The 26,510-nt window shown below is 61.5% G+C and carries 3 protein-coding genes; 1 reads left to right on the top strand and 2 read right to left on the bottom strand.

Annotated elements, in window-relative coordinates; translation table 11 throughout:
* Positions 1-8: 8 nt before the first annotated feature.
* Positions 9-596, bottom strand: a complete 588-nt coding sequence (locus KDL09_RS12570; protein ID WP_294385456.1) for a hypothetical protein — start codon at positions 594-596, stop codon at positions 9-11.
* Between the two features lie 85 nt (positions 597-681).
* Between KDL09_RS12570 and KDL09_RS12565 the strand changes: the two genes are divergently transcribed.
* On the top strand, positions 682-1,119 hold the full coding sequence (locus KDL09_RS12565; RefSeq protein WP_294385453.1) for a GAF domain-containing protein: 438 nt from the start codon (positions 682-684) through the stop codon (positions 1,117-1,119).
* A 66-nt stretch (positions 1,120-1,185) separates the two neighbouring features.
* On the opposite strand, the gene KDL09_RS12560 is transcribed toward KDL09_RS12565, so the two are convergent.
* A complete protein-coding gene (locus KDL09_RS12560) occupies positions 1,186-26,430 on the bottom strand; it encodes an autotransporter-associated beta strand repeat-containing protein (RefSeq protein ID WP_294385450.1) in 25,245 nt (8,414 codons plus the stop codon).
* Positions 26,431-26,510 lie beyond the last annotated feature (80 nt).

The following is a 26,510-nucleotide window of genomic DNA, read 5'->3' as shown; positions in this document are numbered from 1 at the left end:
GCGTGGCACTACTTCTTTTCCTTTTTGCTGAAGAGGCGGCCGAAGAAGGATTTCTTCTTCGGTTCTTCAGGAGCCGGGGCCTGCTGGGGCTGCCCCTGCTGCTGCGGGACGACCTGACCTGGCGGAGCGGTGTTCTGTGTGAAGTCGATGATGCCCGGTTTGATCGAAGGGGCGGCACGGGGATCCACATTGACGACCTTGGGAGTCTTGGGCTTGCCGTCGTTGCCATACTCATAAAGCACCTGCTGATAGCACTGGCCGTTGAGGTTGAAGGAACGCATCTCCTTGGCGCGGCCATATTCGTCGAAATAGACCTGGGAGCGGGCGACGAGATTGCCGCGACCATCGTAGATGTGCCCCTGGGTGGGCAGGCCGCGTTCGTTGAGAAGGTAGTGCTTCTTGCTGATGAGCGCCCCCCCGGCGTTGTAGGTTGCCTCGGTAAGTTCGTTGGTGGTCTTGTCCACGACGGTCTCAGAATGTGAGTTGTCGGGATGATAGGTACTCTTGGCCACGATGGGCGTGGCGGCCGGGGCCGCAGGCTGCGCGGAGGCAGATGTCAGCCAAAGAAGGACAAAAAAGGCAGAGCAGGATTTCATGAGACAAACGAAGATGGTGCCAGAATAACGCCCCCGATCCGCCCCGACAACGATTAATCCCGCCCCAAGCCACCACCTTTCTGCCATGCTTTCCTCCACTGATCTTTCCTGGGCTGACTTTCTCTCTCAAACCATCTCTGAGTTCGGCTGCACCACCGGCACCCTGCACCGGCTGGATCCTGCGGACCGCCATCTCAAACTGGTGGCCCATCAGGGCATTCCAGAAGCGCTGATGCCGATCATTCAATCCATCCCCGTGGGCAAAGGCATCGCCGGCGTGGCTGCAGCGCGCAAGGAGCCTGTGGAAATGTGCAATCTGCAAACCGACACCTCCGGCGTGGCGAAACCTGGCGCGAAACAGACCCAGGTTCAAGGCACGCTGGCAGTGCCCGTGCTCGATCGCGAACGCCTTTGCGGCACCCTGGGCATCGGCAAACTGGAGCCCTATGATTTCACCCTGGAAGAAAAGGACCGGCTGATCGCCACCGCCCGCGCCATCGCCGCCCGGCTGCTGCCGGGTTGAGCCGAAAAGCAAAACGTCCGGCATGCCCAAAGCGGGCAGACCGGGCGTCTCTCGGGAGAAAACGAGTCAGCAGATGCCGGAACGGCGGCGACGGCGGAAGAAGAGACCGAGGATGCCGAACATCAGAAGCAGCATGCGGGACGGCTCAGGAACGACGACGAGGATGCCGTAGGTGGTGAAGGCACTGGTGTCCCAAGCGAGGTTGAAGGAGCTGAGATCCGGCAGGACAAAGTCGTTATACGTGCCACCGCTGGTGAAGCCGCCGCCTGCTTGGAACCCACCGCTGAACGAACTCCAGTCCATCAGGTTGAACACATCCCCATAGCTGGGAGTGGAGTAGCCATTGTTCAGGACGGTGATTGTTCCCGTGCCCGTTCCCAAGGAGAGGCTGCCGGTACCGAGGTTGACGAAGTCGTGGTTTCCAGGTGTCGCGCTGTTCCAGGTGGTCAGATCACCGGAGCCGCTGCCTTGGAGATACAGCGACGCGTTGGCGTAGGTGTTGCCTCCTGCATTGTACACACCGTTATAGAATACACCGGTGGCCTGGGCAGTGGGTGCTGTGACGCTCAGCTCGATCTTGCCGCCATCATTGACCGTCAGCGTCGAGGAAGCAGCGGTGAAGGTCAGCGTCTTGTTGCTGGTGGTGGTGTCTCCCACGCCCGGAGCAAGAACACTGCCGCTGCCAATGATGGTGCTGCCAGCGATGCTACCTGCACCCGACAGGGTGGCACCCGACACGGATACCTGCCCCGTGCCACTGATCTGGCCGCTGGTCCCGTCGCCAACCTGCAGCGTGCCTCCGGTTACAGTGGTGGAACCATTGTAGGTATTGTCGTCTGTCAGCACCAAGGTGCCGGCACCCGCCTTTGCAAGCGTGCCACCAGAACTGGTCAGCCCGGTTGCGAAGGTCACGTTCTGTCCGTTGGTGTCGATCTTGACCGCCTGACTGGCTGCCGTGCTAAACCGGCTGGAGTAATCGACCTGATTGTTTGCCGAATATTGCAGCCAGCCGCCGCCGAAGCTGATCGTTCCGGTGGTGCCCAAGGCAAGAAGACTGTCCACACGAAGGAAGCCGCCATTGATCGCAGTGCCGCCGGTGTATGTGTTAGCTCCAGCGAAAACCATGGTGCCGGTTCCGGTCTTGACCACGCTGTCACCGGCGCTGCCTGTGCCGTTGGCTACAACCGCCGTCACTGTCAGTTCCTCGGTGGCACTTGTACTGTCGTCGACAGAGAAGGTGCGCGCCACAGCCGCTGCCGCAGTTCCGCCCAGAGAAAGGACGCCTCCTCCTGCACCGGAGATGGTGGAACCAAGGGGATTGTTCGTGGCGTTGTAAGTCACACTGCCCAAGAGGTTCAACGTCCCGCTTCCGATCGAAACATTGTTGGTGCTGGTGCTGGTGGCACCCGTCCCACCAAAGGTGAGCGATGCGATGGAGTTGCTGAAACCGTTGAGATCCAGCAGCGCGGTCTCGTCCGCCGTTGTCTCATTGATCGTGACGGCAGTGCTGATAGGCAGCGCGTTGTCGGCCGCCAGGGCAATGGTGCCGCGGTTGATCGTGGTGGAACCACTGTAGCTGTTCGGGCCACCGAGCGTCAGTGTGCCAGCACCCACCTTCACGAAGTTCAGAGTGGAACCCACGTTGTTGGTGATCGCTCCACCGAAACCGGTGTCGTTCGCATCTCCCACGGTCACGGTCACCGTGCCGGTGGTGCCGGAGCTGGTGATGAGGCCGCCCTGGGTGGCGGAGTCGCCCGCGAGGGAAGCAACGGTGAGGCTGTTGCTGTTCAGGTTCAGCGTGCCTCCGGAGAGGACGGAGAGCGCATTGCCGGAGGAGATGGCGGTCGCTGAACCGATCTGCAGCAATCCGCCGCTGACGGTAACGCCGCCGGTGAAGGAGTTGGAAGCGTTGCTCAGCACGAGGATGCCGTTGCCGGTCTTGACGATTCCGCCATTGCTCACGACACCACTCAGAGTGCTGGTGGTCTGCGGACCGCTGACGGCGACGGTGCGAACCGCGCCACCGAGGTCCACTGTTCCGCTGAGGATGACCCCGTGAGTGCTGGCGGTGCCGCCAAAGGTGAAGTTGCCGTTGACCGTAACCGCATTGCTCAGCGTGCGGATGGCGGTGCCGGACTGCAGCGTGGTGCCGTTGGCAATGGTCAGCGCGCCCGTGCCGAGGGCGGCGTCATTGTTCACGATCAAGGTGCCCGCATTGAGCTGGACGCCGCCGTCGAAGGTGTTCGCGGCCGTCAGCACGAGGGAACCCGTGCCGTTTTTGATGAGACCAGCCGGTGTGGTGCTCATGGTGTTCTGAACCACGCCGGTGATGGACAGGCCCATCGGCGACACGCCGTCGACGGTGATCGTCTGATTTGCGCCACTGAGCTCAAGAATCGAGGCAATCGTGGGCGTGCTGGCGTAGTTGTCGTTCACCGAAGTGATCGCACCATTCACAATGATGGTGCCACCGGTGACGGTGGGGTTCGAGGCGGCCCCCGTTCCATTGAAGGTGATGGAGCCCAATGTGTTTCCGCCGACCAAGGTGAGAGTGCCGGCCCCATTGATCGTCACGTTGCTGGTGGAGGCGATCGTGCCGTTGTTCGTGTTCTGCGTGGCGTTGGCGTTGTTGAGGATCAGGTTGCCGGGAACCTGGATCGCACCTGCGTCCGTGCCTGCACTGTTGCTGCCGATCTGCAACGTGCCCTGGTTCACGACGGTGTCGCCACTGTAGGCGTTCGCATAGGTCGGAAGGACGCTCGGAGCAGTGATCGTGAAGTTGTTGGTCCCCGCAGTCACTCCGGTGCCAGTAGCCGCACCCGTGGAAATAGGGCCGATGGAGAAAGTTGTGGAGGACAAGATGCCGGTGATCTCGTAGTTGGCCGGGATACCGGTGCCGGTGATCCTCATGCCGGGATAGAGCCCCTGGGTGCTGCCGACGGTGACAGTGGAGCTGTTAGCCGTGGTCGTGCCGCGCGCGAGAAGCGAGGTCGCGGAGTTGGTGAGCTGGGCACCGAAGGTGACAGTCGTCGTGTTGCTGGAGCCAGTGAGCTGTGCGGTCGTGTTCTGCGAGAGAGTGACAGTGGTGCCGCTGATGCTGGAGACCACGGTGCCGGTCGCAATGCCGAAACCTGTCACGCTCATGCCGGCGTAGATGCCGGGTGCGTTGGCGGCTGAAACGGTGATGGTGTTGCCGCCCGCGACGGTGAGGGCCACTCCTGATTCGCTCAAACCAACCGGCGCAGGGCTGAAGGAGATGTTGCTGTTCACCGCAGCGGTGGTGGCGTTGGAGAGCGTGATGGTGTTGCCGGAGACGCTGCTGACCGTGGTTCCAGGTGCGATACCGGCGCCGCTGACGAACATGCCGGCTTGGATGCCGGTGGCCGAGAGAACGTTGACCGTGGTGCTGGCGGATGTGCCTGAGGCAGGCTGTGAGCGCAGGACCGCCCCGGAGGCAGGACCAAAGACCACAGTGCTCGTGCCAGTGGTGCCTGTGTAGCTGCCGGAGAGCGTGAGGGTGTTTCCGGCCACGCTTACCACCGTGAGGCCGGTGGCGCCCGCAGTGGCGGTGCCGCCAACAGCCACCAAGACCGTGGCACCCGGCATGATGTTGGTGCCGGTGGGAACCGTGATGGTGTTTGAACTGTTGGTCAGTGTCAGTCCGGAAAGGACCTGGGCCACAGGGTAACCGTAAGCTCCGTCGGTGTCAGTGCCGGAACCCGCGCCCGTGTTCACGCCGACCGTGTAGGTCGTGCCGGAAAGGATGCTCGTGATGTAGTTGTTGGCCCCGATGGTCATGACGTTCGGAGCAAGCATGCCGACCACAAGACCGGCGGTGCTGCCCGCCCCCAGCGTGGTGATGGTTGAGCCGCCGTTCGGGGTGAGGTCCAAGGTGTTGATCACGGAGTTAACCAAGTTCACCTGCGCTGCGCCCGACTTGACGAAGTTCACGGTTCCCAGCGGGTTGTCTGAGATCTTGCCGGCAAAGGTCGTGGTGCCGTTGTTGGCGTAGGCGTAGAGCGTTGAGTTCGCCACGGCACCAGCCGTGAAGCCGATGCGGAAGTTCACTGCCTGGCCGTTGTTGCTGGTGAGGATGCCGCCCGTCAGCACATTGACCTGCTGATCACGGCCGGTGTGGTTCTGGGTGACGGATGCGGTGGCGGTCGTACTGCGAATCGCCACCGAATTGACAGCACGGAATAGAAGACCGTTGCGATCAGCATTGTCGGACGTGTTGTTCGTCGCGGTACCGTTGGTCAGGTTGTTGGCGTAGTTGCCGAAGGGGGTGGTGCCGTTGATGCTGGTACTGAGGGCACCCACACCGAACGCGCCTGTGACTGCATCGGGCGCGGCAAGGTAACCGGCCCAGTCAAAGCCGTTCACGACCGCCCAGCCGCCGATGATGCTGTTGGTGAGCGTCGGCGCCGAACCGATGATGACCTGCGGATTGGCGGCCTGATTCAGCATGCCGGTGTTGGCGGTGTTCACCAGAGTGGAAACCGGGCCACCGAGGTTGCCACCACTGGTGGTGAAGTTGATGGTGGACTGGACGGCGCTGCCGCGGGTCAAACTTGGGATCGTCACCACTGAACTGGAGCCGGAAGCCGACCCAGTGCCAAAGATCTGATTGAGGATGACATTGGCGCCACCATTGATCGTGACCGCACCAAGGGTCAGAGAGTCAGAAAAGTCGGAAGCCAGGACGGACAACGTACCGCCGGTCATGGCAATGGCATTCGTTCCGATACGTGTCGAACTGATCCCAAGTCCGGTGTTGTCCAGAGTCAGCCCCCCGAAGGTCAGGTTAATCGTTCCCGTCGAGGCAAGGGCGCCACTGTCGCGGAGGATCACACTGCCGCCGCGCACAGTCAGCGTGCCCGTGCCGAGATCGTTCGCGCTTACGAGGGTCAGGTTGTTGGATCCCTGCTTCTCGAAGTTGATGTTTCCGCCGTTGATGTCGCCCGCAAAGGTGATGGCGGCATTATCCTGGACCACGAGCAAGGTGGCAGTGGAGCCGCTGCTGTTGGTCACGGTGCCAGCTCCATTGGCATAAATATTCAGCGTGGTATTGGTAAGCCTGCGAACCGCCTGGGTGTTGCCGTTGAGGTCGAAGATGCCGCCGTTCACGTTGAGGTCAGCAACCGTAGCGACGGTGGCGGTTGGGGTGACCAGCAGGGCATTCAGCCCCAACCCGGCGCCAAGTTTCAGGGTGCCCTGATTCACGGTGGTGGCACCCGAGTTGTAACTACGGGCATTCAAAACCGCGATGCCTTCCTCAGACTTCACGATGCCTCCGGTGCCTGAGAGGATCGTGCTGCTGATGGTGATGGTGGTGGCAGCACCCAACACATGGAAGTGCACCGGGTTGTTTCCTGCGGCGATCGTGCCGCCACTGAAGCCAATGTTGCCCGAATTGGCGATGATGCCGCCGCTGGTGATGGTCAAGGTGTTGAGCGTACCGTTCAGGCCATAGAACTGGCCGTTCGGGCTGTTGGTCGAGGTGAGATTGCCACCGCCAAAATAGGCGATGCCACCGCCGCTGTTCAGCGTGAGGCTTTGCACCGTGACGGCCTGCTGCACGTTGGTGGCACCTGTTGCGAGGGCGTTCACCGTGGTGGGCACAATGAAGTTGAAGCGGCCAACGGCCGTGCTGGTGGCGTTGGAACTAAAGGTGACCTGGTTGGCACCGACGTTGATGTTGTTGATCGTGGCGGACGTGGGAATGCCATTGACCGCAGCACCGAGGCTCTGGCCGATGACGAAGCCGGTGACGTCGGCAAGGGTGACGATTCCAGATGCGTTGAGAGTGGTGCCTGGGAGGACTGCTCCGAGCCCGAGCCCCGTGGGCAGAATCTGGTACTCTGACGAGGTCAGCAGGCGGTAGCCGTTGGCGTCGTGCGTGACAAAGGCGCCCGTGGTGTTGCTGCTGTCGATGCCGATGATGTCAGGGCGGATGCCGTTGGTCTTCGAACCGCTGACCGCCGGATTGGTGCCGACGAGTGTCGGCGTGGAGGCGATGACGTTGACGCGGTTCGCGCCAGCCGCGCCACCACCGAGGGTGCCCGTGGCACCTGCGTTGAGGATGAGCGAGCCTTGGTTGGCTCCACTCTGGCCCGACATGGTGCCGAGGGTGATGCGGGTCTGGAAGCTGCCGTTGGAAGTCAGATTCCACTGGCTCTCGCCGGCGACGTTGGTGACGGTGTTGAGCGTTTCAACGACGGTTCCAGTGCTGCTGCCCTGATAGTTGAGCACACCACCACGGTTGTTGAACACGCGGTCAGCCGCGCCTGACTGGATGGACTGATTGCCGCCGAGGCGGTTGGTCAAAGCATTCGCTCCATTGAGGGTGAGCACGCCGCCTTTGCCAAGGTTGGTGGTGACAAAGCCCAACTGACCGGTTGCCTGGTCCAGAACGACGGCGTCACCGAGAATCGTGAAGGTGCCGAGCAGGTTGGTGGAACTGTCGCCAGTGAGCGTCCAGTCACCGGAGCCGATTTTCGTCACATTCAGCAATCCAGAAGTGTAGTCACTGGTGAAAGTGCCTGCGAAGGTGCCGTTGGTGCTGTTGCCCGTCACCAAGGTGCTGGCGGCCAGCGGGTTGAAGTTCTTGATGATGGAACCGGCAACGCCGCTGATGGTGCCAATCGCGACGTTGTTGTTGCCGCGCATGTCGAGGGTCGAGCCTGAATTGGTCAGGTTGATCGTGGAATTGGCGTAGTTCGACGCACCACTGCCTGTGTTCGTGCCAAGAACCAAGGTGCCGCTGTTGACATTGATGTTGAGGATCTGGTTGCTGTAGCCGCCGAGTTGCAGCACACCGGGGCCTTCCTTGTTGAGGGTGCCGCTGCTGGTGATGTTGGAGTTGATGGCGAGACCGATTTGCTCGTTGGACTGGCCGGCCGTGCCCTGAACTGCGGTGAGACCACCCGCGACCTGGGCCACGGTAATCGTGGCCGTGGAGGGCAGGATCAGGCGACCATTGAGGGTCGGAATCACACGCACATCGTCAAGGCTGGTGGCACTGATGGTGTCCAGCGTGTTGGTGAGGGTCAGCGTGCCGATGCCGGTGATCACCGCGGCACCGCCTGAGACACCGCCCTGCGAGTTGAAGACAAGCTTGGAGATCGTTTCATTGAAGCCATTCAGATCCCAGGCCGCGCCACCGCGGACCGTGACGGTGGCGGTGTCAGCGATCTGCTGGTTGCCGAGGATGCGGGTGGTCGAGTTCGCCACCGAGCCGGTGTCGCCACCGTTGGCATCTCCGCCGGTGATGGTCAGATCGCCTGTGATGGTCAGACCCGAGCCCGTCTGGTTGTCGAGGAGGAGGATCACCCCGTTCGAGAAGGCCGTGCCGCCGGCGTAAGTGTTGGCGTTGGTCAGACGGATGGTGGCACCACCGGTCGTGCCACCCGATGTGAAGACCGGACGAGTTCCCGCACCGGTGATCTCGGAATGGATGGTCAGGGTGTTGGCGCCGTTATGGATGAAGAACTCCGAGGCGCTCGTGGTAATCACGCCACGGACGGCAGTGGAGCCGATGGTGCGCGCGTTGTTGTCGGAGCCGGAAAGGAGACCACCGGCGGCCAGTGTGAGGGTGTCGGAGGCAGACGCGAAATTCACCGTGGAAGCCGCCCCGTTCAGCGTCAGGGTGTTGATGGTCTGCCCGCCGCCGAGCACCGTCTGCGTGCCGCTGAAGCGGACATTGCTCGTCGCACCCGCGGCAGCCAGCGTGGTGGTCTGCTCCAGCAGATTCAGGCCACGGATGCCACCCGCAGCTTCGTAGGTGGCGAATTCCAGATTGCCGCTGGCTGTCGTGCCATCCGAAGTGTTCACCAGCGCCCAGGCGCCGAGGATGCCGTTGGTGTTGGTGTTCAATGCGGCGTCTGTGGCAATGAAGAATGGATTGGCCCCCACCATGCCGGAACCGGAGACGAAGGTCAGGGTGGAGTTTGCCGAACGGGTGAAGGTGCCGCCGAGATTGACGGTGGCCTGGCCGATGCCGGTGTTGCCCGGGTTGGCACGCAGGATGGAGCTGCCGCCGACGAGGGACAGGTCGCCCAGAGTAACACTGCCCACAGTGCCGCTGCGGCTGATGTATTCAAAGGCGCCGCCATCGAGTTCGAAGGCCACGTCGCTGGCGACGCGGTTGCTCATGCCCTGGATGCCTGAGTCATCCCAGCGCAGGAGGCTGTTGCGGATGCTGATGGTGTCACCCGCGCCCATGCCGGACAGGCGGCCCTGATCGACCAGGGCGGTAATGCTGCCCATGAGAGTCAGATTGCCGGTGAACTGGTTGTTGTCGCGCATGTTGAACTGCGTGCCGCCGGTCTTGATGAAGTTCAGATCACCATTGATCTGGCCGGTCCAGTCACGCGCGGTGTTCACCGTGGTGATGAAGGTGGCGTTGGAACCGGCGTTGTTGATGATGCCGCCGCTGCCCACCGTGCTGGTGCGGGCGAGAAGATCTCCGAAGATCTGCGAGTTGCCGTTCAGTTCGAGCGTCGCTCCAGCCGTGATCACGAGGGCGTCATCGTTGTCACCCGTGCCGGTGGTGTTGATGGTGGAGGTGGCGAAACGATAGAACAGCGGGTTGGTGTCCGGCGCGGCAGCGGCAATCTCGAGGGTGCCGAGGTTCAGCGAGGTAAGGCCGGTGTAATTGTTGCCGGTCGTCGAATTGAGAAGGAGTTTTCCATTGCCGTCCAAGGTCAGGCCACCGGAGGTCGGGGCCACGCGTCCACCGATCGCGACATCCATGGTGAGGATGGTGCCCGAACCGTAAACGTGGAAGTTCAGGTTGGTGCTCTGGGTGGTGGTGGTGAAGGTGCCCGCACCGGTGATGCTGGAGCTGGTCTTGGCGAGAATGCCGCCCGACTCGATCTGCAGGTTGCGGAAGGTGTTGATGGTGAACGGACCACTGTTTTCGAAGGTCAGCGAGTTGATGCTGTTGGATGAGATGCCAGTGGCAGCGGCGCCGGAGTTCAGAGCACCCGTGAGCCGCACGTTGGCATTGGCCACAAAGGTGGTCGACATCTCCGAGCCGGCATTCAGGGGACGAAGACCATTGGTGTTGTCGTAAGTCAGGAACTGAGTGGTGGCACTGGTGCCGACGCTGGTGGCAGAGATGTCGCCGATCGCCCACGAATAAATGCGGGTGTTGGTGCCGCTCGTGGCTGTCTGACCGACAATTGTCTGGAAGTTCGTCTGGGCCGTGGTGGTGTTGAGGAGGATGTTGGTGTTCGTCGCACCCGTGCCCTGGCCGAGGAGATCACCACGAACGAAGGCGGTGGCATTGTTGGCACGCTCAAAAGTGCCAACTCCCTGAGTGGTGATGCGGAGGTTTGCGCCAGCGTTGTCCAGCGTAATCACGTTGTAGCCCACGTTGATGTTCAGTTGCTGGTCGGTTGCGAACAATTCATTCACCGCCGTGCCGCTGTTGCCGATGATTTCCAATTCGCCTCCGTTCATGGTCACCGGGCGACCGCCGAGACGGGCCTTGCCTGTGAAGGAATTGTCCAGGGTAAGGCGGGTGCCCGCCACAAGGCCGGTGTAGGTGCTGCCGTTCAAGGTGACCGTGCCGGCGTCACCGAGCGTGCCTGCTCCACTGACGACGATCGCGCCAAGATTGATGGTGGTAGCGTCGAAGGTATTCGCAGCTGTGAGCGTCAGAGTGTTGTTGCCGACCTTGGTGAGGGTCTGGTTGCCGCTGATGACGCCGGTGATGGTGATGTCCCCCGCCGTGACCACGCCGGAGGTGGCGTTGACGCGGTTCGAACCGATGCTTGTGGCGGCAGAGAGGGCCACAGTTCCAGACCAGGTCGCAGCCGCATTGGAGGAGTTGATCAATGCTCCGAGGGAACTGACGGTGCCGAAGCCCGTGAGCGTGCCCGAACCGCCATAGCCTGCGCCTGCGATGGTGAGGCCTTCGCCGGTAATGGAGAAGCCGTTGAGATCAAGCACTGCGCCGCTCACGATGGTGGTGCCACTGCCAGTGGTGCCGAGGGCACCGGCATCGCCCAGCTTCAGAGTGCCGAGAGCCACGCTGATCGGACCGGCAAGCGTTGCACTGTTGTCCGCGCCCAAGGTAAGCGTGTTCGTGCCGGTCTTGGTCAGGGTCGAGCCGCTGCCGGAGGTTACGGCGCCACTGAGGATCAGGTCACCATAACCGCCAATGGAGGTGTTGCTGCCCAGGTTCAGGGCACCCGAAATGGTGGCCGCCGTAGCGCTGCTGTTCCAGAGAGCACCCTTGAAGTTCGTGGCCAGCGCTGCAGTGCCGCCGCCGTTGAGGGTCAGGTCGTGGCTGATGCTGAAGCCATTGACATCAAGCATGCCGCTCGTGCTGCCCACCAGGTTGGTGATGGCGCCGGAAGCGGTGGCATTCTGCGAGATGGTGATCTGCGAGGCGCTGTCCACACTGACAATGTAGGAGCCGGCGGGGATGTTCGTGCCGGTCACAGCCATGCCCTGCTGCATGGAGGCCGTGGAGGTGATGCCGGTAATGACGGTCGAACCCGCGCTCGTCGTGGCGGCAGCCTGGGCGGCGAGCGTGGTGCCGCTGACCGTGACCAACCCCGAGGGCAGCGCACCCGCGTGATTGAGCAGAAGGGTGCCGTTCTGAACGGCGAGGTCGCCGGTGAAGGTGCCCGCCGTGGCGTTGTCAGCGCCCAGGATCAAAGTGCCCTGGCCGGTCTTGATGAGCGCGCCGCTGGTTCCGGTTCCGGTCACGAGGCCCGTGCCGCTCTGGGTGATGGCACCGATGAGGTTCAGCGTGCCGGCTCCTGACGTCGCCGTGTTCGTGGTGGCGAGGATGACACCCGTGCCGATGGTGACTGGCGCGGCGGAGCCGAACCAGCCGGTGCCGAAGCTGCCGTTGCTGCCGTTGACGATGTTGAGCACCGAGCTGTTGCCCAGAGTGAAGGTCTTGGACGGATCGATCACCGCGCCAAACTGGGTGCCGAAGGTGTCGATTGTGGCCGAGGTGCTCGCCGCGATCGAGTAGTCATTGTTGATGATCGCGGCGCCATTGAAGCCATTGGCGGCAGTCGGAGCGGCGGTGGTGTAATACAGCTTGTTCGGCGAAATGGTCTGCACATTGCCGCCGGTGTCGGCACCGGAATAAAGCAGACGATAGCCACCGCCACCGGATGCGTTTGCCACCTTGTAAACGATCGAATGATAGCCGGCCGAAAGCGTGGTGGTGACAGCCGTCGCATCGGTGATTGCGTGGCCGAATGCGTCGCTGGAGATCGCGTTGCCGTCAATGAAGAGGGTGAACCCGTCGTCGGAGGCTCCGCGGAAGGTGTAGCTGCCGCCCGTGGTGACTTCAAGGAAGCCCGCGAAGGCGGCTTCGCCGTTGGCGAAGGTGCCAGGGGAATTGACCGGACGGTTGGACAGACCACCATCGGCGAGAAGGTTTGTGACAACATTGGAGCCGGAGAAGCCGATGCCGGCCACCTGCTGGCTGACAACCGCCGCAGGTGCGGTGGCCAGAGATGCGAAACTGCCGTTCAATCCGCCGCTGGTGTAGCCGAAGCTCGACATGTTGGCACCGGTAAGCACCGCGTTCTGCACACTGAGCGGGTAGGAACCGTTGAGGACGATGGCGGCTCCGCCTTGAAGGGTGGTGGTGGTGCCGATGTTCACGATGTCCGGGAACACCAAGGTGCCCTGACCAATATTGACAGGCTTGTCGCCCGAGTAGTTGAACACAATGACCGAGGTTCCTGCGGCCACGTTGATCAAAGGAGCGTTGCTGTCGGCAGTGTCACCGATCACATTGAGCAGGCGCAGGCTGTAGTTGTTCTGGCCGCTGATGTTGAGGATCTGGCCGCCGCTGAGGGTGAGGTTGGCGACCTCGATGGTGTTCGAGGTGTTCGTGCCGTTGTTGCCGATGTGAAGATTGGCCGGAAGGGAACCGCTGACCACAATGTCGTTGGCGTAGGAGATGAGCCCGTTGCTGCCCGTGCCGCTGTTGAGGAGGGAGAGCATGCCGCTGTTGTCGATGGTGACCGTTGTGCCCGTAAACACGGGAGCGGTGGAACTGCCGTTCAGTCCGGCGAGGGCCAGGGTGCCGGCGTTGATGGTCACTCCCCCGGTGAAGGTGTTGTTGTTGCCCAGAATCAGGGTGCCGAGGCCTTCCTTGATGATGCCGTAGTTATTGCCGCCGTCATCGAGCACCATGTTCAGAGTCAGGATGGCCTGCGGCGCATCCACTGTGACTGTGGTGTTGCCCAGCAGGGTCGACGTGACGTTGTTGCCGTGGAGCGTGAGGCTGTTGGTGCCCTTCAGGGTGAGCTGTGTGCCAGCAAGGACGACTTCGTTGCTCAAGGTGTTCGCGCCTGTCGAGGTCAGGTAGGTGCCCGCCGCGCCGATGGTCAGCGCACCGGTGCCGAGAGGGCCACTGACGAAAGCACTGACAAAGCCGGTGACGCCGTCACGGGTGGTGACGTTCGTGCTGCCGCCCACGGCGAGACCGCCTGCCTGCACGTTCACCCCACCGCCGAAGAGGCTTGCGCCACTGAGCTGCAGCAGCCCGGTGCCTGCTTTGATGAGGCCGGTGGTGCCGTTATTGGAGGAGGAGCCGATCGGGGAGCTGATGTTCAGCGTCGGCGTCACATTGGCGATGGTGCTGTTGCCGTTCACCGTGACCGGATCAACGGTCAGAGTGCGAGTCGAGCCGTTCAAATCGACGGCGATGGTGCCGCCTGCCGCGATGGCAGCCGCTGAAGTGTTATTGCCCGCACCCGAGATGGCGGCGACCGCACCCACGTTGCCGGAGCTGGCGGTGATGTTGCCGTTCAAGGTGAGGATGCCTGTGCCAGTCGTAATGCCGGCCACATTGGTGCCGCCTTCGTTGTTGATGGTCAGCCCGGCAAGTGTCTGGTTGAAGTTGTTGAGGTTGATGATGCCCCCGCCATTCAGGACCGGGGCGATACCGAAGTGGATCTGATCAGCGGCCAGCAGGCGCACGGTGCCGTAATTGACGACGAGAGAATCGGCAGCCACCGTGGCGAGCGGGATGGCAGAGTTGCCAGTCGTGCCGTCCGCGCCGATGACGCTGAGATCGAGCCCACCGACGAAGGAAGCGCCACCGTTGACGGTTGTGCCGCCGGTGTAGCTGTTCAGGCCGTTGGTCAGGATTGTGGGCGCCGAGGTATATTGGGAGAACACCATGCGCACCTCGGCCCCGTTCGGATTGTTCACGAGGCGGGAGTTGATCGTGGTCGAGTTGGCCGCGTTGCCGGCATGGGTGGTGAAGTAGAAGTCGAACACGCCGGAACCGAGGGTGCCACCCGCCGTGAGCCGCCCATTGTCCAATGCGGAACCAAAGGTGGTGTTGAACGCGGAGTTCTTCAGATAGGCGCCTGCCGTCAGGTTGAGCAAATCGGAGTTCGCGGCAAAGGTGATGGACTGAGTCGCGGAGGCCTGTGTGCGCAGAGCGTTGATGTTCAAGCCGCCTGAAGGCAGTGCGATGGTCGTGAGGTTCGTGGTGTAGTTGCCCGTAGGATTGGACACCAAGGGAAGAATCGACCCGTCAAAGCCTTGATAGCCCGCAGCACTGAGCCCGCCCACACCACCCGCATCATTGCCGGCGGTCGGAGTCACGTAGCTGAGGAAATCGCTGCCACCATTGTAGCCCCAAGGAATGATGCCGTTAATAAGGTGGGACAAGCCGTTGGCCCAAATGATCCGGCCCGTCGTGCCCATCTGACCGCTGGCACCGTTCATGTTGATCACCGCTTGGTTGCTTTGGGAGACGTTTCCGAAAGTAAGTTCGGCCGAGCGCACGGCACCGTTGGCACCGGCGGAGGCGTTCATGTTGTTGTTGCCGAGGCTGAGGGTAAGGCTGCCTAAAGTCTCCGTGGTGTTCCAGAGATCACGTCCGACCAAGCTGATGGCCGATCCGCGCAAGGTCACGGGCACGGTGGGCACACGGTTGTCATTCGCTACAGTGCCGGCATCGTTCATTGTGAACGAGGAATTGATCACCGTGATGCCCGATGTGCCGGAGAGACGGCCCTCATCAATGAGCGTGAGCGCACCACCGTTGATCAGTGTGGCTCCGGTGTAAGTGTTGTCGCTGTAAAGCGTCTGGGTGTTCGCACCCGCCTTATTGTAGAAGATCGCGCCCGTGCCTGCGGAGATGTTGCCGCCCCAGGCGCTGTTGGCGTTCACGCTGATCAAGGTGACCGTGCCAGCCACACCGTTGATGATGGTGCCGCCGCTGCCTGCGAAGGCGACGCCGTTGGGCGAGCGCAAGTCACCCACCATCTGGCTGTTGCCGTTGAGCTGCAAAGTGGCCCCCGGGCCGACCGACAAACTCTGCCCCTGCGTGCCGCTGCCCTGCCCACCCTGCCAAAGGGTGTTCTGACCGCCGTCGAGCGTCACCGTGCCACCCAGAATCGTGAAGTAGTTGCCGCCCGCATTGAAGTACTGCTTGGTGGCGAAAGTCAGGTCGCCACCAAGGCCCTTGGTGACGTTGGCAGTATTCCACATCGAGGCGTTCACCGTGAGGTCGTCTCCGGTGTCCACCAAGATGCCGCCTTCCACCGAGCCGAAGGCGGGAGCCGAGGCCGAGATCGGGCTGTTCGTGTTGCTGATGGTTCCAAAGAAAATGGTCGGGGCCGAATTTGCAGCGACCAGCGTCGCGTTCCCGATGGTCTGACCGGTGCCAACGGCCATGAGGTTGCCGGAGACCAGCGCGAGTTGGACACCGCCGGAAGCGCCGAAGATCACGTCGGTGTTCGCACCCTCGATCCGCAGGGCGTTGATCTGGCGGAAGTTCAGGCCGGGGTTGCTGAGCGCAGCGGTGTCGCCGGTGATATTGTAGGTCGGTGCGGTGGATGCCACGCCGCCGACGTTCGAGGCGTTGATGCCGTAGGCCGTGCCGCCGTTGATGTTGGTGAAGGTCACGTCCGTGCCGGTGCCGGTGCCGTCACTCACTGCATAGCCTGAGAATGCCTGGATGTTGCCCGAACCACCGGATCCGTTGTAGGTGGCGAAGTTCGTGCCTGTGGCGTCCGTGACCACCGCACGCTGAATGATGCTGTTGGTCAGGGTTGGCGTGGTGGAGAAGATGATTCGATTGGTGGTGGCGTTGAAAGTCTCAGCACTGTTAAACGTCAGCACTGAACCGCCACTGACGACGTTGCTGGCGAGGCCGGAGAACGTCAGCGTTGCATTGTTGGTCTGAGGCGCATTGCTCAACGTAATCGTGCTCGCGCCATGAGCGGATGTCAGAGTTCCAAACGCCTGGGAGGAGGCTGCACCACCGTTGGCCGTGTAGGTGAACCGGCCCGTGGCAATAGACATGGTCCGCGTGCCAACAAAACGGTTCGTCGGCGTTCCCGAGTCACTCACATTCAGCAAGGCGTTGTTTTGAATCGTGATGCTGGTCGTGGCACTGGTGGAGAACGCTCCCGTGCCGCTGACATCCAGTGTGCCTTGCGTCACAACAATGCCGGTGGAGGGATTGATGGTCTGCGAAGTGGTGATGTTCAAGGTGCCGGTTCCAATCTTGGTAAGGGTCACGCCACTGCCCACATTGGAATTGAGGTTGATGATACCTGTGCCCACCGCGTTGAAGGCAATGCTGTTGGCACTCGTGACGCCACCGTTGATGTTGAGAACGGCACCACTGGCCACACCGTAGGTGCCGGCATTCCCGGATCCTTGGGTGATCAGTCCGTTCACGTCCACCGTACCGGCAGAAACAAACAACACACCCGTGTTGTTCATGCCGGCACCGTTCGCCACGTTCAGGTTGAACGCGTTGGCAAACGTCAATGGTGTTGTTCCATCAAGATACAACGCTGCTCCGATACCGGACCCCGATGACGCAATTTGAACGGCCCCTGTGCCAAGATCGTTGGCGTTATCAACCAGCAGAATACCGCCAGCGATGTTGGTAACTCCGGTGCGGGTGGAGTTGTTGGCATCGATGACCAAAGTGCCCAGGTCGTTCTTCTGCAGCGCATTGGTCGCGGCGCTGAAAGTGAAGGCTGTGTCAATTGTGGCCGTCGTGCCGGCGGTCACATCAATGCCCACGGAGGCGGCGTTCAGGTTGATGGTGCGACCGGTCAGGGTGTAGGCGGTGGTCACGCCGTCATTGGCAAAACGCAGGCCCTGGGTAGCCGAGTTGGCGCTGAGGCGGACCACATTGGAGGTGTCGCCAAGGGCACCGTTGCTGGTCACCGAAAGGATGCCGCCCGTCACGTCGATGATCGCGCTGCTGCCGCCGAAGGTGTTGCCGCTGTTGGTCAGGCCCAGGGTGCCCGCGCCCGCCTTGGTGAAGACGACATTCGAGGCGCCTGTCACTCCGCCACTGACCACATTGCTGAAGACGAGGCCGTCGAGGATGTTCGAATTGCTGGCCGTTGAGACACTGAAGGCGACGCCACCGACGACAGTGGAGTCCAGCGTGGTCGCTTGGGAAACCAGGAGTTGGTACTGGTTGCTGTTGGTGAGCGTCAGACCGGAAGCGACGCTGGAGATGCTGGACGGAGCGATGATCTTGTTGATCGCCTGGTTCCAGAGGACGCTCTGGCCGGCGCGGCCAATGGTCATCGTCGCGGGCTGAGACAGGCCCGAGATGGCCCCGATGGCAATGGTCTCGTTCTGCACATCACCATCACCGTCATTCAAAATGCCAAGAGAGCCGCCGGCGGCGAGAGTGATCGAGCCACTGAAGCCGGTGGTGTTGAGGTTAAGGTTTCCAAGACCGTCTTTGACGATGGCCGTGGTGCTGCCGCCGTAGCTGACAGGGCCGACGAGCGCGGCGGTGAGGTTCGGATTGAGCACATTGATGGTGACAGTGGCAGTGTCCGGCAGGGTGATGGCACCGTTGAGCGTGGTGGTCCAGACCGTGTTGGCCGTGCTGTCGAAGATCGGATCCCCTTGGAAGACCACGGGGTTGGCGATCGTGCGGCTGGCATCCACGAGGATCTGGCTGCCAGCTCCCATCGTGAGTGTTCCAGAACCGACCGGGCCGGCAATGACGTTCGCCGACACGCCCGTTCCCGCGCTCACACCCGTCGGCGTGCTGTTCGCCCCGAGCAGGATGCCGCCAAAGGTTCCTTGCGGAATGGTGGCGGCCGTAACGGTGACGCCACCGCTGAAAGTGTTCTGCCCGGAGAGCTGAAGCACGCCGGTGCCCGTCTTGCTGATGGAGCCGGTGCCAGTGATGACCGATGTCACATTGAGAGACGCGAAACGGGTGGAATAGAGGGTGCTATCAATGGTGGGACCGCCAATCGCGAACTCGTTAACCGCGTTGGGCAGCACCAAGGTGCCCAGACTGATGGTTGGCACCGTCGTGGCGACCATGTCCGTGACGGAAACGATGGGCGAACCGGTGCGGGTCAGCGTGAGGGTGTTGCCCGCGCCGATGGTGACCTGAGGATTGGCGATGCCTCCGTTGTTTTCAAACACGAGGCTGTCGAGGGTGTTGCTGCCCACCAAGGTCAGTAGTGAACCGCGGCGAAGGGTGACCACGTTGGTGGGGTCGATCTGGCCCGAATTGGTGAGCATGGTCATGTTCGCGCCGCCCAGAATGAGGCCGCCTGCAGGGATGACGACATTCGAAGCGATGCCGCCAGTTCCGGGGCTGATGAGGTTTACCGTGCCTTGGACGACAATCGTGCCGCCAGTGTAGGTGTTGGCCGCTGAGAGTGCGAGAACGCCCCCTCCAGACTTGACCAGGTTCACCGAATTGCCGAAGCCATTGTCCGCAATCACCGAGTTCACGATGACGTTGCTGGCGCCATAGGTGAAGGCGACGGTGCTTGAGCTTCCGGTCGCGTTCTGGCTGATCGTCACCTGATTCGGGCCGTCAACCGAGACGATGTAGCTGCCCGCCGGGATGTTGGTGCCGGTGATCGTCATGCCCGGAAGGAGATTCGCGGTGGAGGGGACGGTGGTTAAGATCGGTGATCCAGATGTTGTCGTACCGGTGGCCGCCAGTGCGGTGGTGCCGGAAGCATTGTTGTAAATCACCAACTCACGCGCGACAGCGCCTTCCGTGCCGCCGGCGGTGAGCACACCACGGACGAGGGTGGTGCCGAGGCTGGCAGCAAAGCTGTCATTGCTGCGCAGCAGGCCGCCTTGCTCCAAGTTCAGGACATCGGTGGCATTGGTGAAGACGATGCTGTTGTTAAACGCACTCGCGATTCGCAGCATGCCGGTGGTGGTGGTTCCCGCCGCGAGGGTCGTCGTGGTGTTGGCCGTGGCAGCAAGCTGGGTGATCAGGCCGGAACCGAACGCTGCGTCATACCCCACATAACCACCCTGGCCGACGATGCCGATGCCATTGCCGGAATTGTAGGCCGCGTAATCAGTGCTGTTCGCGATCGCCCACGCTCCCAGCGCGCCGCCTAGCACGGTGTTCAATGGTGTTCCGACGGTGATCCGGGCATTGAGGCCCTGCTGGCCGAGGTTGGTGCCCGTGAAGTTCACCGTGGTGTTGCTGTTACGCACCAGGCTGGCGATGGCCAGATCCATCGAGTAGATGGTGCCGGCCGTTGCCGTGGCGGTGATGGTGTTGGCACCTTGGGAGGAGGTGACTATGCCGAGTGTTTCCGTTGCCGCGGTGCTGACACGACCAGTGACGCTGAGGGTGCCATCGCGCAAGTTGATCGCGATGCTGTCACCAATGCGGTCGTTGTTCTGATACTGCAGACCGCTGTTGTTGCTCAGGAACAGCGTGGCCGAGTTGATATTGATGGCGGAGGTGTTGAGGAGTGTGCCGTCGCTTTCCAGCGCCAGCGTGCCGCCCATGAGAGTGGTGACACCGGTGTAGGACTGGGCGCTGTTGATCGTGAAGGTGGTCGCGCTGGTGCCGGAGAGACGGATAAAATTCACCGCACCCGTGATGTTCCCCGAGAAGAGCGATGTGCCGCTGTTGGTCACAAGGGTGCCGGTCCCGCCGGTGCTCTGAATGATACCGCCAGCGCCGGGCATCGTTCCCGGATCAGAGAGGGTGCCGATGTACTGCACATTGCCATTGAGGTCGAGGGTGGCACCATCATTCAGCACGAGCGTCTGGTTCGGAAACAGCGTGTTGAGCGCGACATTCAGATTGGTCACACCATTGAGCAGGCTGGTCTGAGCGGAGTAGAACTGGCGGGTGTTGATGTTTAGCGTGCCGGCGAGCGCCTTGGCAACGTTGCTGGCGGCGGAGGTGACGGCACCATTGAGATTCAGGGTGGTGTATTGCTCCACTTGGAAAAAAGCATTCGTGCCAACGTTGAGCCGGGGAACGCTGATCGTATGACTGACGGGCGTCCCAATGGTGCCGCCACTCACGATGAGGCCGCCGCTGGTGAGAGTGAGCGTCGCATCCACACCACCAGCGGTTCCGATGGTGCGTGCTGTGGTGTCAAAAATGGACAGCGCATTCAAGGTCTTCGACGCGGTGAGGTCGTCCACCGTGTAAAGGCTGGTCACCTTGACGGTACCGGTCGCGGCAGGAGTGTTGATGTTGGTGCCGGAGGCATAGCCGGTGAAGGCCCTCAAGCCGTTCGTGGCATCATATTCAGCAAAATCTCCCCCGCCGATGAAGACGCGGGCCACAACGCCATTGCTGGCATTGAGGCCGGTCGATGTGGTGAACTTGATCTGGTTGCCGCCGGTGCCACTGGATCCAAGGTTCGAAACACCCAGAAGGTTGAGCGACGAGCCGGCGTTGGCGAGACTCACCGCCCCAAAGGTCAGCACGTTGGCACCAGCCGACGGCGCGTTGGTCGTGATGTAGGTCTGCACACTGTTGAGTGTCAAAGTGCCCGCAGTTTCGGAGCTCCCGGCACTGTGGCCGATGAAATTAAGGATGCCCCCCGCGCCGGTGACACCGTTCGCGTCCGCAAGACGGTTCACGCTGCCAGCACTGTTGTCGAGCGTGAGGGTGGCCGTGGGATTCAGAGCGATGGTGCCGGCCCATGAACCGTTGCCGGAGAGCGTGGTGGTGTTGCGGTTAACGGTCAGTGCCCCTGTGGCGGTATTGGTATTCGTCAGGGTCAGGCTTCCAGTCACTCCGGAGAAAGCCAAGCCACCAGCTCCGGCACCGCCATTGGTGACAACCCCACTGATGGTGGTGTCCCCCGTCCCGCGGATAGTCAAAGTGCGACCAGTGGCGTCATTGGAGAGGTTCACCGTGCCGCTGAGGGTGAGAGTGGCAGGACCAGTGAGGTTGTTAAGCACCTGGCGGTTGCCAGCGTTGTTGGTGACTGTACCGCTGAGCTGGATGCTGTTGGTGCCGGCGAAGGTGGCGGGATCCCCCGTGAAGAAGACAGAATTAGCAAGGGCATCTGCACCGACGAGCGCACCCGCAGACGACATGAGAACACCACCGCCGAAGTTAAACTGGCTGGTGCCTGTGCCTATCTGGGCGATGCCGAGTGTCTTGTTCAGGATCAATGTGCCTTGCGAAAGAGTGGTGACCCCGGTGTAAGTGTTGGCGCTGGACCCGCCGAAGGTGAATGACGCATCATTCGCGATAGCAATGCTCCAAGCGGTCAGCGAGGTGCCGCTGTTGTTCGCGATGACACCGTTATATTCGGTGGAGCCGAAACCGCGGATGTTGATGGTTCGAGTGGCGGCCGCCGTTTCGTTGTTGATGAAGTTGCCGTTGAAAATCAGCAACGCGCCCCCCTCAAGATTGTTGCTGATGGTCTGGTCGCCAGTGCCGGCTGCTTTGGTTACGGTTCCACCGATGGTGATCGCGTTCTGACCGGCAAACACTGCCGTCGTATTGTTGGCCAGGTTGATATTCCTGCTGGTGGTGAGTGCACCACCATAAGCAAAGATGCCGCCGTTGCTGATTGAGATGCCACCGGCGCCGATCGCATTGGCCGTCAGTCCAAGAAGACCTCCGTTGGCATTGATGGCAGCCGCCAGCGTCTGTGCGCCGGTCGGGTCGAGAATCCACACGCCGCCGTCAGACTTGGTGATCGTGAGGTTGCCACCATTATCGGAAAGAACACTCGTGATCCTGTTGCTGTCTGTATTGCCTCCGCGGAGGTTGAGGGTCTTGGCACCGGCGATGTTGTTGGTGATGTTGGCGAGCACCAGGGCACCGGAGCCGCTTGAGTCGATGGTTGGACTGCCCGTGGTGGTGTTGATCTGAATCAGACGGGTGGTGGTCTCTCCCGCACCGACGTACACCAAGTTGCCTGTGCCCGTAGTGGCGTTGCCAAGCTGGAGAGTGCCACCGCTGACATTGGTGCCGAAGCTGGTGGCTGTGTCGCCGGCGGCACCAATGGAAGTCACCACCAGCGAGCCAGCTTGGAGCTGGGTGTTGCCGACATAGGTGTTGGCATCACCGAGGATGAGGACGCCGCCGCCGGCTTTGTTCAAGTTACCACCCGCGCCACCGCTGATGACACCAGAGAGGATGCCCGCGGTGATCATGGTGCCGGTGTTGCCATTATTGTTCGTCGTGACCGTGCGCGCCGCAGTGCCAAGGATGATATTGTTGGTGAGTTCGGTCTCACCCAAGGAAGTCGATGAACCCAGCACCAAACTGGTGGGATTGAAGGTGGCGCCACCCCAAGTGATATCACCACCACCGATCGTGACCACAAGGCGGTCCGAAGTGGCTGCCGCAAAGCCGGAGGCACCGCCGGTCAACTGCACCTGGCCTGCACCTGTGCCCAAGGCGCGTGTGAACGTGCCGCTGGTCTCCAGCACGCCGCCATTGATGACGAGGTTGCTGCCCGAGGACAGCCCGCCCCCGTCAATGGCACGCAAAGCACCGCCGGAAATCGTGGTGGCCCCACTGTAGGTGTTCGCCGATGACGGATTCAAAATCCACAAGCCGCCGTCTGCTTTAGTCAGGGCGAGCGCCTCGCCTGCATTCGGGTTGTTCACCAGATGAAGACGGAATTCATTGTCTCCGATCGAGTTGCCACCGAGCGTCAATGTCCTCGTGCCCGCGCCGCTGAAGGTGACATCCGCGGTGCTGCTCCAGATCATGGACGCGTTGTTCTGTGCGCCAGCGGCAAGCACGTTGTTGCCGTACTGACCGGAGGACTGGATGGTGCCGTTGGCGGCGAGGGTGAATTCGCGGTCGGTGGAGAAGGACGGCGACTGGGTGGAGGAGAAGATGGTGGCGTTGGAGCCGGTGTACTGCAGCGTGCCGCCATTGAAGACAAGCGCACCGGCAGTGGCCCCGAATCCGATGGGGCTGTTGCTGCCCGCGTTCATCGTGGTCGTGCCTTCCGGCAGCGCAAAGGCGACCGTGCCCGCGCTGATGGTCAGGGTGCCGAAACTGGAAGTCGTGTTGGTGAGCGAGAGGGCGCCGGAGCCGTTTTTCACGAGGTTCAAGTTTGCGCCAGTGATCGCACCAGTGAAATAACCAGCAGTGTTGTTGTTGCCGACGCGCAGTGTCGCCAGCGCGCCTGTGTTGGTGATAGTGCCGGCTCCGCGAAGGGCATCCACGGAGTTTGTGCCAGAAGCCACCGTACCAACGCTGATTCCCGCGAGATCAAAGGTCGCGCCTTGGCGCACTTCCAACCCGATGTTCGTCGCGCCAAGCAAACCGCCCGTGGCCATCTGAAGGCTGCCTTCGTTGACACGCACGGTGCCAGAGTACGTGTTGGCTCCACCCAAGACAAGCGTTCCGTCGCCGCTCTTCGTAAGGCCAGCGGTACTGACAGTCATGGGTGTGTTGATGGTCAGCGTGTTCGCGCCATCCACGCGGATGGAGAAATCATTGGCCGCCGCCGATGCCGCGAGAGCCGTGCCGCCGGTTATGGAACCGCTGCCGCCCGTCTGGATGATGCCGCTGCCCGCCGCCAGACCAAGGGTGACGGTCTGGGCGGCATTAAGGGTCAAGGTCTGCGCCCCGCTGATTTTGAGACTGTTGATCGCAATCGTATTGGTGGCAAAGCTTCCAGTAATTTCGTTGTGGCTGGCAGCAGTTAACGCTGAACCGCTGGTGACAAACCCGGCATCCGTGCCGTAAACGGCGGCACGCAGCGTGGTGCCCGCACCCGAGTAGGCGAAGTCAGCACCATTGAAAAACAGTCCGCTGTTGATGAAGCCCGACGTGCCCGTGATGTTGACCGTGCCTGAGTTGGAAATATTGATCGTTCCGCCAGCTGTGCGGGTGCCAAGGGAAGCAAAGGTAAGCGTTCCAGAGGCGGCAGTGACGATACCGTGACCTGCGGTGCTGGTAAGCGCGCCCACAGTCTCCGAATTGGCACCACCGGTGTAAATCAACGTGCCGCCCGCCACCTGGGTGAACGTGTCCACATTGAAGACCACCGCGCCAGCGTCAGGCAGGACATCAATCGCCGTCCCGTCCGTCATTTTGAGGGTGCCGCCACTGACCGTCGTGCTGCCAGTGAAGGTGTTGCTGGCCGTGGGCGCGATGACCCAGGTGCCCGTTCCGATTTTCTGAAGGCTCGTCACCGCAGCTGGTGTCGTATTGATGGGGATCACGGACGTGATTGTGTTGTCATCTAAGCTCGTCCCACCGAGCACAAGCGTATGCGCTCCGTTCACGGTGTTAAGGATGGTGCCGTTATACGTCAAAGCCCCGGTGCCACTGGCATTGATGAAGACGTTGGCCGTGGTCGTGTTGAGCAGGATGTTCTTGCTGAGTGTCGCACCAGCCCCCGTGTAGGTCAGGGTTCCCGCTGTGGTTGTAGCGTTGCCTATGTTAATCTGGCTGCTGGCCGCAAACCCGCCAGGATCAGCAAAGGACAATGTGCCAGCGCTGATGTTGGTGGCACCAGTGTAGGTGCCCGCCGTACCACCGTAGGTGAAGGTGCCGGAACCGGACTTCGTGAGCACATGGGCCCCACCCGTCGAGGCGATGACGCTCCCGGTGATGACGGACTCCGCATTGCCCGTAACTGTGAAAGTGGAGGCTGTGGCGTTGTTGGCATTCCAAACGTTGCCGATATAGGTGACCGTGCCGCTGCTCGTGTTGTTCAGAGACCACCCGCGGTAGTCTCCAGCACCGGGCAGGGCGCTGGAGAAGGAGACGCCGGTTCCGTTACGGCTGTTATAGGTGAAGGTGGTGGTGTTAGCGCCCCCGTCACGGATCAGCGATCCAAGGGTCACGGTCTGGTTTTGAATGTTTGAGCCGATGCCCAGCGCACCCGTTGTGTCGTGATCCACAAAGATCGTGCCGGTGACATTGTTGCGCAGGCGAACATTGCGTCCCGCGAAGCCGGCGGCGGCATCTGTCCGCACTTCAAACGTGCCGTTGTTCAAGTCGATGGTTCCCGTTCCGGTGTTAATGCCGATCGCGGAGTTGTTGTTGACGCGCAGCGTGCCGCTGTCCACACGGATTGTGCCGGCGTAGGTACTACTAGTCCCCTTCAACCAGAGAGTGGTGCCGATCAACGTGCCCGTTTTGATGAACCGGTCCCCTGCGGTGTCGACGCCGACGATCGGCTGGTTGATGATCCAGTTGCCGTTTCCATACAGAAGCTGCGCGGCTCCAGTCCCAAGGTCAAGTGAGCCGCTGACGGTGGTGGTGCCGTGTGAGGCCCAAGCACGTGCCTCTGAAGCAGCCGAGGCGAGCGTCAAACCACCGGCAAAGGTGTTGTAGCCGACGCTGATCAACCCCGCTGTGGCATTCGCCGCGCCCGGACCACGTCCCGAGACGGAAATCTCGCGGTTGACCGTAACGCCTGCACCAGAAGCCGAAGTGGCGGCTCCTTGCACAACCAAGGCACCGCCAGAGAAGCCCGGGTTGCCCGTTTGAGCGATGCCAGTGATGGAAATGGCCGACGTGCCCATGCCCAGCTGGCCGGCGTCTGAAATGACGAGATTGCCGCTCTTGATGGAGATATCACCGGTGAAGGTGTTATTACCGGTAAGCCACAGGGATCCGTTGCCAGCTTTGGTGAAGCCTGCAGTGCCAGCAAGCACAGAACTAATGGTGGCCACATTGGTTCCATTTCCAGTATTATTGACTGCTATAATCGGCGAGGTCGTCCCTGCCAACGCAGCCAAGGTCAGCGTGAATGGTCCGTCGACGACGTAACCTGAAGAATTGAACGTCAGCCCGCCCGCGCTGATCGCCTCTCCCAGGGTGATCGTGCCGGACAAACCATTGAACACAGCAAAGTCCGTGCCGTTGGTCCAAGCCTGATCGGTGGAGATGCCATCCCACCAGTTCAGCGAGGTAGTGTCCCAAGTGCCCGTGCCGCCAAGGCCCGTGCCGTCAACGTTGTTGCCCGCCGCGGTTGCGTCCGAATCCCAGTAAAAGGTTGCGCCCTGCAGATAGGGGCTTGGAATCCAGACGGCCATCAGGCAGGTCATGATCCAACCAAGCAGTGTACGGTATTGGCGTAGCGTCTTCATATGAGTCTAAATCGAGGTCCGGAGACCCATCGCCGAGAAGCAAGCGACCCCGCGAAACGACGGGGCAGCTGTTCTCCAAA

Source organism: Prosthecobacter sp. (genome assembly GCF_020439865.1).
GTDB lineage: Bacteria > Verrucomicrobiota > Verrucomicrobiia > Verrucomicrobiales > Verrucomicrobiaceae > Prosthecobacter.
Note: the sequence above shows the minus strand (reverse complement) of the source record. Positions and strands in the feature narration are given on the sequence as shown.